At 65.6% G+C, this 13,589-nt stretch carries 11 protein-coding genes; 5 read left to right on the top strand and 6 right to left on the bottom strand.

Translation table 11 applies throughout. The features are described 5' to 3' along the window. Window positions 1-111 precede the first annotated feature (111 nt). Genes AC27VE_RS14980 through AC27VE_RS14970 form a run of 3 tightly spaced genes read right to left on the bottom strand, consistent with a single transcriptional unit; the run spans window position 112 to window position 3,929 of the window. A complete protein-coding gene (locus AC27VE_RS14980) occupies window positions 112-1,425 on the bottom strand; it encodes a c-type cytochrome (protein WP_424624684.1) in 1,314 nt (437 codons plus the stop codon). A gap of 12 nt (window positions 1,426-1,437) precedes the next feature. Further along, entirely contained in the window at window positions 1,438-3,213 is a 1,776-nt protein-coding gene (locus AC27VE_RS14975; RefSeq protein WP_006224279.1) for a GMC family oxidoreductase, read from the bottom strand. Between the two features lie 2 nt (window positions 3,214-3,215). Then, on the bottom strand, window positions 3,216-3,929 hold the full coding sequence (locus AC27VE_RS14970; protein ID WP_088587135.1) for a gluconate 2-dehydrogenase subunit 3 family protein: 714 nt from the start codon (window positions 3,927-3,929) through the stop codon (window positions 3,216-3,218). 328 nt (window positions 3,930-4,257) lie between these two features. On the opposite strand from AC27VE_RS14970, the gene AC27VE_RS14965 reads away from it, so the two are divergent. After that, the gene (locus tag AC27VE_RS14965; RefSeq protein ID WP_488704314.1) at window positions 4,258-4,851 is read left to right on the top strand and encodes a hypothetical protein; all 594 of its coding nucleotides are present in this window, start codon (window positions 4,258-4,260) and stop codon (window positions 4,849-4,851) included. A gap of 17 nt (window positions 4,852-4,868) precedes the next feature. On the opposite strand, the gene AC27VE_RS14960 is transcribed toward AC27VE_RS14965, so the two are convergent. Genes AC27VE_RS14960 through AC27VE_RS14950 form a run of 3 tightly spaced genes read right to left on the bottom strand, consistent with a single transcriptional unit; the run spans window position 4,869 to window position 8,826 of the window. Further along, window positions 4,869-5,624 carry a GntR family transcriptional regulator gene (locus tag AC27VE_RS14960; RefSeq protein WP_488704313.1) on the bottom strand — a complete coding sequence of 252 codons (756 nt, stop codon included), beginning with the start codon at window positions 5,622-5,624 and terminating at the stop codon, window positions 4,869-4,871. Beyond that, the gene (locus AC27VE_RS14955) at window positions 5,621-7,339 is read right to left on the bottom strand and encodes a glycerol-3-phosphate dehydrogenase/oxidase (RefSeq protein WP_488704312.1); all 1,719 of its coding nucleotides are present in this window, start codon (window positions 7,337-7,339) and stop codon (window positions 5,621-5,623) included. Before AC27VE_RS14955 ends, AC27VE_RS14960 begins: the two co-directional genes overlap by 4 nt. Continuing rightward, complete coding sequence (locus AC27VE_RS14950) at window positions 7,336-8,826, bottom strand: FGGY family carbohydrate kinase (RefSeq protein ID WP_488704311.1); 1,491 nt, start codon at window positions 8,824-8,826, stop codon at window positions 7,336-7,338. Before AC27VE_RS14950 ends, AC27VE_RS14955 begins: the two co-directional genes overlap by 4 nt. 178 nt (window positions 8,827-9,004) lie before the next feature. Between AC27VE_RS14950 and AC27VE_RS14945 the strand changes: the two genes are divergently transcribed. From AC27VE_RS14945 to AC27VE_RS14930, 4 genes are read left to right on the top strand one after another with little or no spacing between them, the layout of a single operon-like run. Then, complete coding sequence (locus AC27VE_RS14945) at window positions 9,005-10,045, top strand: substrate-binding domain-containing protein (protein WP_035212942.1); 1,041 nt, start codon at window positions 9,005-9,007, stop codon at window positions 10,043-10,045. Next, a complete protein-coding gene (locus AC27VE_RS14940) occupies window positions 10,042-11,562 on the top strand; it encodes a sugar ABC transporter ATP-binding protein (RefSeq protein WP_088587129.1) in 1,521 nt (506 codons plus the stop codon). Before AC27VE_RS14945 ends, AC27VE_RS14940 begins: the two co-directional genes overlap by 4 nt. Beyond that, entirely contained in the window at window positions 11,562-12,602 is a 1,041-nt protein-coding gene (locus AC27VE_RS14935) for an ABC transporter permease (RefSeq protein WP_488704310.1), read from the top strand. Before AC27VE_RS14940 ends, AC27VE_RS14935 begins: the two co-directional genes overlap by 1 nt. Then, window positions 12,599-13,579, top strand: a complete 981-nt coding sequence (locus AC27VE_RS14930; RefSeq protein WP_488704309.1) for an aldo/keto reductase — start codon at window positions 12,599-12,601, stop codon at window positions 13,577-13,579. The genes AC27VE_RS14935 and AC27VE_RS14930 overlap by 4 nt, the downstream gene beginning before the upstream one ends. Window positions 13,580-13,589: the final 10 nt, after the last annotated feature.

Raw genomic sequence — 13,589 nt, 5'->3', positions numbered from 1 at the left:
GCGCTGCCGGCCGCAGGGGTGATTTTAAAAAAAAAATAGGGGGGGGCGGAAGGGGGGGGCCGCCCCCCCCCCGCCATCATGCAGAACCGTCTTGCGGAACCGCCGGGCGCGTTAACGCGCGGGCTGCGCGGCCGCCCCCACTTCCTTGCGCACCTTGGCCACATCCGACGCGCTGACTGCCGCGCCCTTGTTGCCCCAGCTGGACCGCACGAAGGTCACCACGTCGGCGACTTCCTTGTCGGTCATGCGCCAGTCGAAGCCAGGCATCGCGTAGGCCGTGGGCGCCGCCGTCGTGCCCGGCATCTGCGCGCCCTTGAGCACGATGTGGATCAGCGAGGCCGGATCCGCGGAATTCACCGTCGAGCTCAACGCCAACTGCGGGAACGTTTCCGTATAACCCTTGCCGGTGCTGCGGTGGCAGGCGGCGCAGTTATTCAGGAACGCCATCGCGCCATCGCTCTTATCCTTGCCGGTACGCAGCGCTTGCGCCACGGACTCGTCATAGGCCAGCGGCTTGGTCGCGTCCTTGTTGACCGGCGGCAAGCTCTTCAGATACACCGCAATGGCGTTCAGATCGGCGTCGGACAAGTGCTGCGTGCTGTCCTCGACCACTTGCGCCATGCCGCCGAACGCAGCCGAATGGCCGTTGCGGCCAGACTTCAGGAAGACAGCAATGTCTTCCTTCGTCCAGTTGCCCAGGCCGTCGGTGGCGTCGCCGCGCAGGTTCTTGGCCAGCCAGCCTTCCACCACGCCGCCCGACAGGAAGGCCGAGCCGTCCGCGTCGCTCAGCGCCTTTTCCTGCAAGGCGAAACCGCGCGGCGTATGGCAGGTGCTGCAATGGCCCAGGCCTTCGACCAGGTACTGGCCACGCAGCAGCGCTTCGCGGTCGGCGCCCTTCAAGTCGCTCGCAGCGGGGCCGCTGACGACGTCGGGTGCGAACATCCAGCGCCACACGGTCAAGGGCCAACGCATCGACATGGGCCACGAGATGTCCGTGTCCTTGTTTTCCTGCTTGACCGGTTCCACGCCATGCATGAAGTAGGCATACAGCGCCTTCACGTCATCGGGCGTGACCTTGGCGTACGCGGTGTACGGCATGGCCGGATAAAGCGAATGCCCGTCGCGGGCCTTGCCGTGGCGCACGGCCTGGTCGAAGTCCTCGTAGGTGTAGTTGCCGATGCCCGTCTCTTTGTCGGGCGTGATGTTGGTCGAATAGATCGTGCCCAGCGGCGACTCGATGCCCAATCCGCCGGCGAAGGGCTTGCCGCCCTTGGCCGTATGGCAGGCGATGCAGTCGCCGGCGCGCGACAGGTATTCGCCCTGCTTGATCATCTGCGCATCCGCCGCGGCCGGCGTGCCGTCCGCCGCGAATGCGGCGCTGGCGACCAGGGCCGAGAAGGCCGCAACAATGGTTTGCTTCAACATTGTTCCGTCTCCTTAAGCCTGGACCAGCGGGCCGGGGTTCTTCAGATACTGGTCGCGGATCGCCTGCGCGGCCCAGAAGGCCAAGGCGCCCACCAGCCCGGTCGGGTTGTAGCCCATGTTCTGCGGGAACACGCAGGCGCCCATCACGAACACGTTCGGCACATCCCAGCTTTGCAGGTACTTGTTGACCACGCTTTCCTTGGGGTTCGAGCCCATGATCGCGCCGCCGGTGTTGTGCGTGCTTTGGTAGACGCGCGTGTCATAGCGCGCGCCCTTCTTGCGCACGGCCACGAAGTGCTTCTCCGGATTCATGGCCTTGGCCACGGTCTCCATGCGCTTGCCCATGTAGCCCAGCATGTCGAACTCGTTGTCATGCCAGTCGAACGTCATGCGCAGCAGCGGCTGGCCATAGGCGTCCTTGTACGTCGGATCCAGCGACAGATAGGCGTCGCGGTACGACATCACCGAGCCGGAAATGCCGATGGTCATGAAGCGCTGGTACGCGTCCTGCACACCCGCCTTCCAGGCCGTGCCCCAGCTGGGGGTGCCCGGCGTCGTCGGCGTCTGCTTGATGGGACGGCCGCCGTAGCGCACGTGGCGGATGCTGGCGCCGCCCAGAAAGCCCAGCGGGCCGTGGTCGAACTGGTCGCCGTTCAAGTCGTCCATGCCCACGCCGCCCGCGCCGGTGCCCACGAAGGGGTTCAGCTGGGTGCCCTTGGGCAGCAGCACGTTCACTGCGCCGTTCATCTGGTATGCGTAGTTCTTGCCGACCACGCCTTCATTGGTCTTCGGGTCATACGGCTTGCCGATACCCGAGAGCAGCAAGAGGCGCACGTTGTGCATCTGGTAGGCCGACAGGATCACCAGATCGGCCGGCTGGTCGATTTCGCGGCCCTGGGCGTCGATATACGTCACGCCGATGGCCTTCTTGCCGGTGGAATCCAGATTGACCTTGATCACCTGCGAATGCGTGCGCAGCTCGAAATTCGGCTTCTTCAGCAGCACCGGCAGGATGGTCGTCTGCGGCGACGCCTTCGAGTACATGTAGCACCCGTAGTTTTCGCAGAAACCGCAGAAGTTACAGGGGCCCAGGCGCACGCCGTAGGGGTTGGTGTACGGGCCCGAGGCATTGGCGGCGGGTGCCGGATACGGATTGAACCCGACTTCGCGCGCGGCCTTCTCGAACAACTGCGCGCCATACGTGTTGGGCAGCGCGGGCAGCGGGAATTCCTTGCTGCGCTTGCCTTCCAGCGGGTTGCCGCCTTCCACGATCTTGCCGTTCAGGTTGCCGGCCTTGCCGGACGTGCCGCACACGTACTCGAATTTCGAGAAGTACGGTTCCAGTTCGTCGTACGTCACGCCGAAGTCCTGGATGGTCATGCCTTCCGGAATGAACTTCTTGCCGTAGCGCGTTTCGTAGCGCGTGCGCAGTTCCAGCTCTTCAGGCAGCGCGCGGTAGTGCATGCCGTTCCAGTGAAAGCCTGCGCCGCCCACGCCCGTTCCCAGCAGGAACGAGCCGTTCTGGCGGTACGGCACGGCCACGTCGTCCACGCCGTGGCGGATCGTCACGGTTTCCTTGGACAGGTCCTGGAACAGCTTGCCGCGCACGGAATACGCCAGCTCGTCGATCACCTTCGGGTACTCGGCGTCCTTCGGCGTATCCTGCATGCCGCCGCGCTCCAGGGCCAGCACGTGCAACCCGGCTTCGGTCAGTTCCTGACCCAGGATCGCACCGGTCCAGCCGAACCCGACCAGGACCGCATCCACTTTATCTTTCTTGATCGCCATGATTAACCCTTCTCCCCAGAGATCGACACGGGGCCATAGGGGTACTTCACATTGGGCTGGTCAACCCAGTCCATATAGTCGGCGCGCGCGCCGGGAAAGCCCACCATCTTCCAACCCACCATGTTCTTGTTGCCGCCGTAGATCGGATCGGCAAAGAACCCTTCCTTCGTGTTGGACAAGAGGAAGCTGAAGAACGTCCTGGCAGGCACGGTCTCGAGCTCGATCTTGCCGCCCTGCAGATCTTTCAGGATCTGTTCCTGCAGCGGCTTGTCCAGCTCGGCATACACCTTGCCGTGCGTCTTCACGCACCAGGCGTTGCAGGCTTCGATGCCGTGGCGGTAGACCTCGCGGGGAGTCTGGTTCAGCTGGTAACCCAGTTCCGGCACCTGGTCGGGATGGAACGGGCCTTGCATGTACCAGAGCTTGCCGTGGCCAAAGGGCGTTTCCATCTGGCGGTCAATGAACTCAGGCACGCCGGCGGCAATGGCGCCCGGACCGTACTCGTCGGCGGGGATCAGGTGATCCACGGCCGCCACGATGAAGGTCCATTCAGGCTGGGTGAAATAGGTGGGTGCGTAGGGCTTGGCGGCCTGGGCGGCCTTGCCTTCGTCGGCGCTGGTACAGGCCGTGGTCAAGGCCCCTACCGCCATCGTCGACGCTGGCACGATGGCCAACGCTTGCAGAAACCGCCGGCGCGGCTTTGCATCTTCTGTCATAGACATCTCCGTGAATACTCCAAGTTGTCCTAGCGCGCTACCGAACATGAAACCTGGAAACACGAACTGCCGAGCTAGTGACAACACGCTCTTTGCTTACAGAAAATCGAACCTGCTCTTGAAAAGGGACATAAGAGAAGGTGGTCGCATTATGCGCCTTTTCGACCATCTGATCTGCTCAAGTGACCATATCAGTTCGATTTTCTTGACATGGGATTGTCTTTTGCTTTAAGGACAATGTAAGAAGCCCGCAAAAGCGGGCTTTTCTGACAAGCGGGTTAACGGATTCTGTATATTTCGCGGCAAGGAACAGCAACGGATCCCTCCCATGAACGACAAGACGAAGACCTGGCGCAGTTCGACGACTACGCGCAGCTGGAGTTCCACCTCGGACCTCACGCCCGAGCAGCGCGTCCACATCGAAGACCTGCTGGACAGCAAGATGGACGGCGTCACCGTCACTCAGGAATGGAGCTACGCAGGCCTGGAAAACGGGGAATCGTTCAACGTCCTGATCAAGGACGGCGCGGTCACGGTGAACGGCCGCAAATACGACAGCCTGGATGAGGTCCCGCGCGCCGAACGCGAACGCATCGAGGCGTTGCGCAGCGGCAAAGACCTGAGCGGCCTGTGGGACATGCTGAAAAACGCGGGCATCGACGTGCAGGACTTCGCCGGCGATGCGGCTGACGGCAAGCGCAAGCCTGCCTTCACCATCGAAACCGATAGCCCAGATCAGGCCGACGCGCCCTCGGCGCGCCCTGCTCCCGCCGCCGGCGCGTCGCACCCCTCGCGCGTCAATGCGGATCCGTCGTTGTCGCCCGGCGCGGTCCCCTCGGGTGGCGGACTGCGGCGCATGCTGCTGATCGGCATCGCGATCGGCCTGGCGCTATGGGTGGCGCAAGCGCTGAACCTCTTCTAATGGGGCGGACCGCGGCCTCAGGTCGTGGTCTGAACGTGCAGCCGGCTGGATTTGCAGCGGTGCAACGCGCGGTAGTATTCCAGAGGCCGGCCATTCGAACCGTAAGCAATGGACTCGATGCGCAGCAACGGTTCGGCGCTGGCCATGCCCAACAATTCACACGTGTGCGCGTCGGGCGCCACCGCATCGATCCAGCGCTCCGCCCGCACGATGCGCAACCCATACTGGCGGCGCAGCACGTCATACAGCGAACGGTTTTCCAGACGCGTGCGGTGCAGGCCGGGCGCCAGATCTGCCGGCACGGCGGTCTCCACCAGTAACTGCAGTTCGCCGTCCACGCTACGCAAGCGCTTTAGCGCCACCACCATGTCCGCTTCATTCAGCGCCAGCGACGTCGCTTCCTGCGCAGTCGGCGCGCGCAGCTCCTGCACCAGCACCTGAGTGCGGACGGTGCGACCCTTGCGGGCCATTTCGTCTGAAAAGCCCAGCACCGTCGATACGAAGTCCTCGTCGCGTTCGCGTGCCGACACAAAAGCGCCCTGCCCGCGGATCTTGTAGATCAGGCCATTGCGCACCAGATCCGCCAACGCCTCCCGCACCACAATGCGTGAAATGCCGTACTGTTCGCCGAACTCGGCCTCGGTGGGCAGCTTGGCCCCCACCTCCAGTTCGCCTTGAAGGATCTTGCCGCGCACCACGTCGCGAAACTGCGCCCAAAGCGGGGCGCCGGCGCTGCGGTCCAGTACGTCTTGGGTCGGGATGGGGCTGCTCATGTCGTGATAAGGCTAAGGCTTGAATCAATATCTACAAAATGCCGATCGCGCAGAATGGCGGCGCACGCCAGCCACTCGTCGCGCCGGCGCGTATCCGTCCAACCCAGCGCCTCTGCGGCCAGCTCCGCCAATTCGGCCAGCAAGCCGTCGGTGACGCGGCCGCATATCGCCAGCAAGGTCCGGCGGATCACCAGATCGGCCAGATGCTGCACGCCGGTCTGGCGGCACAGCATGCGGATCTCGGCTTCGGAATAGTCCGGCGCATGGCGCAGCGGAACGTCCCCTGCCGCCGCGAAGGCCTGCGCCAGGCCGTCGGCACGCGAACCGTAGCGGCTGACCAGCCCGTCGATCCGTTCGCGCGAAAGGCCTGAGCTAGCCCGGATCGTATCGACCAGTTGTTCCCTGGCCGGGCCGTCCGCGGGCATGTCCGCACCACCGCCGATGGCCAGCGCCTCGGTCAAGCGCAGACGGGGCCGGTCCAGCAGCGTCAGCACCTGGTTCGCGGCCAGCTCCGCCAGGGATCGGAACGTGGTCCATTTGCCGCCCACCAGACACACCAGCGGAACCTCGCGCACGGCGTTCGGCGGATCGACCACCACCGCGTGGTCGCGCGATATCTGGCCGGGCTTGTCCGCATCCGAATACGCCAGCGGACGCACACCGACGTAAGTGTAGACGACGTCGCCGCGCGCAAAACGCAGCCGCGGGAAGACCTCGCCCAGCACGTCCAGCAGGTAATCGATCTCGGCGGATTCGGTAGCCGCCTGGTCGGGATCATCAACCGGAATGTCGGTGGACCCGACCAGCACGCGATCCATAAAGGGATAAACGATGCAGACCCGTCCGTCAGACGCTTCGAAATACACCATGCGCCCGTCCAACGCCGCGCGCAACGCGGGATGGTCCAGGATCAAGTGCGAGCCCTTCGTGCCCATGACGCGTGAACCCGCCCCTTCCAGCACGCCGGCGGACCGGTCCAGCCACGCGCCCGTGGCATTGACCACGGTGTCCGCGGTGACCTCGACGGTTTCCCCGTTGATCTCGTCGCGCAGGCTAAGCGTCCTGCCCCGGCACGCCGTCACATTGCAATAGTTGGCCGCCAGCGACGCGGGCTGGTCGGCATGCGCGTCGGCGATCAGTTCCTGGATCAACCATTCGGGATGGCTGATCCAGGCATCGAAATACGTGGCCGTCCAGCCCACCGACTCCCGGAACAGGATGTTGTCGGCGGCCGAAGCCCTGGCGATGCGGTGTTCCGGCATCACGCGCTGGCGCCGTCCCAGGCGGTCATACAGGCGCAGGCCCAGCGCCACCACGAATACGCCGCGCGCCCCGGGCGACGCCTTGAATCCGGCAAAGCGCAGCACGCTGCCCAGCAGGCCGCCGAAACGGCTGGACAACGGCACCACCGTTTCCAGCGGACGCACCAGATGCGGCGCGTTGCGCAGCAGCCGATTGCGTTCGCGGGTGGCTTCCGCCACCAGCGCGAATGCGCCGCTTTCCAGGTAACGCAAGCCGCCATGGATCATCCGCGACGGCGCACTGCTGGCGCCGGCCGCAAAGTCGCCCTTGTCGACGATCAGGCAGTCCACGCCCTGCAACGACAAATCGCGGAACACGCCCACGCCATTGATGCCGGCGCCCACGATCACCGTGGAAAAATGCCGGCCCGCCAACGCGGCCGGACGCACATAGGGCAAGGTTGGCGTCGTCATGGCGCACGCCCCGCCAATTGCGCGAAGGCGGGCGCCATATTGCCGATCAGCGCTTCAAATTCCGAATGGAACTCGGCATGCGCTTGCGCCGTCGTCGCATCCGGCGCTTCGGTCACGCAACGCACGGGCAAGGCCTCGTCCGCGCTTGCGCCTTGGGACAACGCCGCATAGCCGGCCGCGCCGCGCGCCCCGGTCTCGTCATCGCCGCAGCGCTCAACAGGATGGCCCAGGAAATCGGCCAGCAAGCGCACCAGGCGCGGATCGCGCGCGCCGCCACCCAAGGCAGCCACCCGGCCCGGCACGCCCAGGCCATGCGCGGCCAGGCGCTTCAAGTGCCAGGCATGCAACGCCGCCACGCCGTCGATCACCGCGCGCGCCATGTGCGCACGCCCGTGATGCCCCTTCAAGGCCACGAAGCCCGCCGTTGCGCCCGCCGCCACCCCGCCCCCGTTGATGAAAGGCAGAAAGCGCAAGCCCTCCGCGCCCAGCGGCACCGACATCGCGCAGTCCACCGCCGCGGCCGCATCGTCGAACTGCAGCGCGCGTGCCAGCCACGCCACATTCGCCATGGACGAAGGGCTGTTCTCAAGATATAGCCGCGAGGCCGGCGGCCCATGGCGCACGATCGCGCCGACCTCCGGCTTGGGTTCGCGCGCATCGGCCACAACGGCGTTCACGCACCAGGTGCCGAACACCGCCACCGCATGGCCGCTTTTGACGGCGCCCACCGCCGACAGGGAGGCCAGCAGATCGATCGCGCCCATGACGACCGGCAGGCCGGCAGGCAGCCCGCAGGCGGCCGCGCGCGCCGGCAGCAGGCGCCCGATCACCGTGCCCGTGGGCACGATCGGTGGCAAGGCGCGCGGCATCAGATCCGCCAGGCCGGCCGCCTCGAATGCCAACGCGGACCACACGCCGGTGTCCAGATTCAGCAGGCCCGCCGTGCTGACGTCGCTGGCGTCGGTGGCGATTTCTCCGCTAAGCAGGAACCCCAGATAGTCCTTGGCGAACAGCAGGCGGCGAATCGCCCGATGCCCACCGCCTTGCGCATCGAATAATTCCGCGGCAACCAGGCTGGGCTGGCCCGACCACGGCCGGCAGCCCACTTCCTGATACAGGGCGTCCCCCTGCCGCTGCGCCAGATTCCGCGCCAGCCCGGCAGCCCGCTGGTCGGTCGACGCCACGGCGCGCCCGGCCAACAGATCGCCCCGCTCGTCCAGCGCGTACAGCCCCGCGCCATGGCCCGTGCAGCACAGCGCCTGCACCTGAGCCACACGCGGCCCCAGTTGCTCGGCCACGCCGCGCAGGGCCTGCATCAGCGCCGCGTCGATGGCGTCCGCACGCAATTCGCAGCCGCCACCAGGCAGATGCCTATAGGGCAGCCCGCCGCCCGAGGCGGCCAGCGTGGCTCCCGTCCCAGCCTCGAAGGCAACTGCCTTCAGGCCCGTGGACCCCATGTCGATACCCAGGAATATGTCGGCTTTCATGTTATGACATTGTCTACAGATATTTTCGGCAGGATAGCAGTGTTTCCCCTAGTAAAAGAAATAATTCCGCTGCCATATAGTTCAGTCGATGTCATAACAACGAGTTAAGCCAATCAGGCTCACCACCGGGTATCCAAGCCAGCAGGCAATGGATCAATGCGAGGAAAAGGAGCGCAACATGAGAAGAGATTTCTTGAAGACCGTAGCTGCTGCGGGCGCCAGCCTGGCAGGAGCCAATGCCTTTGCACAAAGCGCGCCCGCCGCGCCGGGTACGGGCTTGAAGGGAGCCGCCAGCGACGTCTATGTCATGAACGTCATGGTGTCCGGGGTGGAATACTGGTTCCCGGTCTATGAAATGATGAAGCAGCTGGGCCACACGCTAGGCGTCAAGACGCGGTATTCGGGCACGCCCGAGTACGACGTCAACAAGCAACTGGCCTCCTTCGAGCAGGAGCTGGCCCGCAAGCCCGCCGGCATCCTGCTGCACCCGATGAACCCGGATCCGTTCATCGAGCCCATCAACCGCGCCGCGGCGATGGGCATCCCCGTCGTCACCTTCGCGGCCGACTCCCCCAACTCCAAGCGCGTGTCGTTCGTCACGTCCGACAACGAACGCGAAGGCGCCCAGGCCGCCGACGCGATCGCCGCGGCGCTGAACGGCAAAGGCGACTACGCCGTGCTGGAGAACCCCGGCCAGGACAACCACGACCGCCGCATCGCCGCCTTCATCAACCGCATGAAGACGAAGCACCCCGGCATGAAACTCGTGGGCCGCGCCGCCAGCAACCAGGACCCCAACAAGGCCTACCAGGCCACCTTGAGCCTGGCGCAGGCAAATCCCGGCCTGGCCGCGCTGTTCATGCCCGAAGCCAATTCCGCGCTGGGCGCGGCGCAAGCCAGCATCGAAACCAAGAAGAACATCAAGGTGCTGTGCTGCGACGTCAACGCCAAGATCCTGGACATGATCAAGTCGGGCGAGGTCTATGGCTCGGTCAACCCGAACCAGGGCGTGCAAGGCTACATGGGCATGATGCTGCTGTTCCTGGCGCGCAACCAGCAACTGATCGACCCCATGAACGACGCCAAGCGCAATGGCACCAACCCGATGGCCGTACCCTTCCTGGACAACGGCCTGTCCATCGTCAGCAAGGCCAACGCCGACGACTTCTACTGGGACAAGTACCTGGCGCGCCGCGGCACCAAGGGCATCAACGAATGACCGCGCAACCGCCCCTGCTGGAACTGCACGGCATCGCCAAGCGTTTCGGGGCGTCGCGCGCGCTGGCCGGCGTGCATTTCTCGCTGCAACGGGGCGAAATCCACGCCCTGTGCGGCGAGAACGGCGCCGGCAAGTCGACGTTGATGAAAATCATCGACGGCATCCACGCGCCTGACGAGGGCGACATCCGGCTGAACGGCGAGCGCGTGGTCATCGACGGGCCGGCCCACGCCATGCGGCTGGGCATCGGTCTGGTCCACCAGGAAATCGCGCTGTGCGGCGACGCCACGGTAGCCGAGAACATCTTCATGCCCGAGATCACCACCCGGCCGCGCGCCTGGATGGACTTCGCCAGCCTGAATGCGCGCGCCGCCCAGGTACTGGCAAGGCTGGGGCAGCAGATCGACCCTGGCCTGCGCGTGGACGACCTGGGCATCTCCAGCCAGCAACTGGTCGAAATTGCCAAAGCGCTGACCCTGGACTGCAAAGTCCTGATCCTGGATGAACCCACGGCGGCGCTGACCGAAGTGGAATCCGCCGCCCTCTTTCGCGTGCTGCACGATCTGAAAGCACAGGGCATCGGCATCATCTACATCAGCCACCGCATGGCCGAGATCTTCCAGCACTGCGACCGCGTCACCGTCCTGCGCGACGGCCGCGACGTACTCTGCGCCCCGCTGTCGGGCCTGACGCCGGATGCGCTGGTGCGCAGCATGGTCGGGCGTGACCTGGGCTGCTACTACCCGCCCAAACAGGCGGCAGGCGGTAACGCCGCCCCCTTGCTTGAAGTTGACGGCATCGCCGACGACGTCAGCGTGCACGGCATCTCGTTCACGCTCAAGCGCGGCGAGATCCTGGGCATCTCGGGCCTGATGGGCGCCGGGCGCAGCGAACTGGCCGAGACGCTGTGCGGTCTGCGGCGCGCGCGGCGCGGCAGCGTGCGGTTGCGAGGCGAACCGCTGCGGATCCGCCGCTACGGCGACGCCCTGCGCCATGGCATCGCCTACCTCAGCGAAGACCGCAAGGCGGCGGGCCTGTTCCTGGAACTTCCCATTGAACAGAATATATCGTCGATGGCGCTGGCCCGCATCAGTTCGCGTTTCGGCCTGTTGCGGCGACGCGCGGAACGGCGCCTGGCCACGGAGCTGGGCGCGCGGCTCAAGCTCAAGTCCGACGGCGTGGCCATCGACGCCGCAAGCCTGTCGGGCGGCAACCAGCAGAAGGTGGCGATCGCCAAATTGCTGGCCACCAACCCCGCCGTGCTGCTGATGGACGAACCCACGCGCGGCGTGGACGTAGGCGCCAAATCCGAGATCCATCACATCCTGCGCGACCTGGCCAGCCAGGGCGTGGGCGTGGTCGTGATCTCTTCCGAACTGCCCGAAATCATCGGGCTGTGCGACCGGGCGCTGGTGATCCGCGACGGCCGCCTGGCCGGCGAGCTGGCGGCCAGCGAAATGACTGAAGAAAGGCTGCTGAGACTAGCCTCGGGCCTCAGCGCCCAGGAGACGATCTGATGTCCGAACTCAAACCCTCCCCCGCGGCCGACGCCGTTCTGCTGCATGACGCCGGACTGACGCCCGCGCGCCCCCCCACCGGGGTCCCGTTGCGGCACCGGCTGGCAAGCATGCGCGAAGCCGGCCTGTTATTGATCATTGCGCTTCTTGCCATCGGCATGAGCTTCGCGTCACCGCATTTCCTGACCTGGGAAAACATACGCGCGATGCTGTTGTCGTTTTCCATCGAAGGCATCGTCGTGGTCGGCATGACCCTGCTGGTGATCGTGGGCGGCATCGACCTGTCGGTGGGCTCCGTCGTCTGCATGGCCATGGTGATCACCGGCAAGCTGTTCCTGATGGGCGTGGACCCATGGACCGCCAGCCTGGCCGCCATCGCGGCAAGCGGCGTCGTGGGCGCGCTGATCGGCCTGTGCGTGACCCGCATCGGGCTCAGCCATTTCATCGCGTCCCTGGCCTTCATGGTGATCGTGCGCGGCTTGTCGCTGGCCATCACGCAGGGCACGCCGCAGTCGCTGTTCTCGCTACCGGCGCAGTTCAAGTTCATCGGCCAGGGCGTCATCGGAGGCATCCCCGCCGTCATCCTGATCTTCGCCGCCATCGTCATCGTCAGCGACTTCGCCTTGCGCCGGGCGGCGCTGCTGCGCAAGGTGTTCTACACGGGCAGCAATGAGAAAGCCGCCCTGTATTCCGGCATCCGCACGGGCCGCGTGAAGTTCTGGGTCACCGTGCTGTGCTCGACACTCGCGGGGCTGGCGGGCGTGGTCTACACCGCACGCTTCGGCGCCGCCACGCCCACCTTCGGCCTGGGAATGGAACTGAACGTGATCGCCGCCGTGGTGATCGGCGGCGCCAGCCTGAAAGGCGGCTCCGGCACGGTCCTGGGCGCCGTGCTGGGTCTTGCCCTGCTCTCGGTCGTCACCAGTTCCCTGATCCTGCTGGATGTCTCGCCGTACTGGCAAGACGTCGTCAAGGGCCTGATCCTGCTGGCCGCCGTCACCGTCGACCATCTTATGAACGTCAAGAAAGGACACCGATGAACATCACAACACTGGGCGCGTCCGGCATCGAATGCGAAACCGTCGGCCTGGGCACCTGGGCCATGGGCGGCTGGATGTGGGGCGGCGGCGACGACGCCGCAGCCATCGACGCCATCCGCGCGTCCGTGGACGCCGGCGTCCGCCTGATCGATACCGCGCCCGCCTATGGCCTGGGGCATGCCGAACGCCTGGTCGGCTCCGCGCTGAAAGGACGCCGGCACGACGCCGTCATCGCCACCAAATGCGGGCTGGTCTGGCACACGCAACAGGGCGCGCACTTCTTCGACGAAGACGGCAAACCCGTGCACCGCCATCTGGGCCGCGCCTCCATCTTCCATGAAGTGGAACAAAGCCTGGCCCGCCTGCAAACGGATTACATCGACCTCTACATCACGCACTGGCAGGACAGCACCACGCCGGTCGCCGAAACCATGGGCGCGCTGCTTGACCTGAAGCGCCAGGGCAAGATCCGCGCCATCGGGATCAGCAACGCCACGCCCGAGACGCTGGCCGAATACCTGGAGCAGGGCCCCGTGGACGCCATCCAGGAACGCTACAGCCTGATCGACCGCGACATCGAATCCACGCTGCTGCCCCCATGCCGGGACCACGGCGTGGCCTCACTGGGCTATTCGTCGCTGGCGCTGGGCCTGCTGGCCGGCCCGATCGACCCCGACCGGCAATTCACAGGCGACGATCAGCGCGCCGGCAACCCGCGCTTTTCCGCCGCCAACCGCCAGCGGCTCAAAGCCTTCTTCGAGGCATTGGCTCCCTTGCAGCAACGCTTGGATTGCTCATACGCACAGTTGATGATCGCCTGGACCACCCGCAACGGCGGCGTCAGCACCGCCCTGTGCGGCGCGCGCACGCCCACGCAGGCGATCCAGAACGCCGGCGCGGCCGACCTCAGGCTGGATACGGCCGCCCTCGCCGCCATCGACGCGGCCGCCGCCCACCATCTTGCCAACCTCGACTGACGGACAAGGA

The sequence above is a fragment of the Achromobacter sp. 18P8.1.1 genome, assembly GCF_057799415.1.
This window is presented reverse-complemented; position numbering and strand designations above follow the sequence as displayed.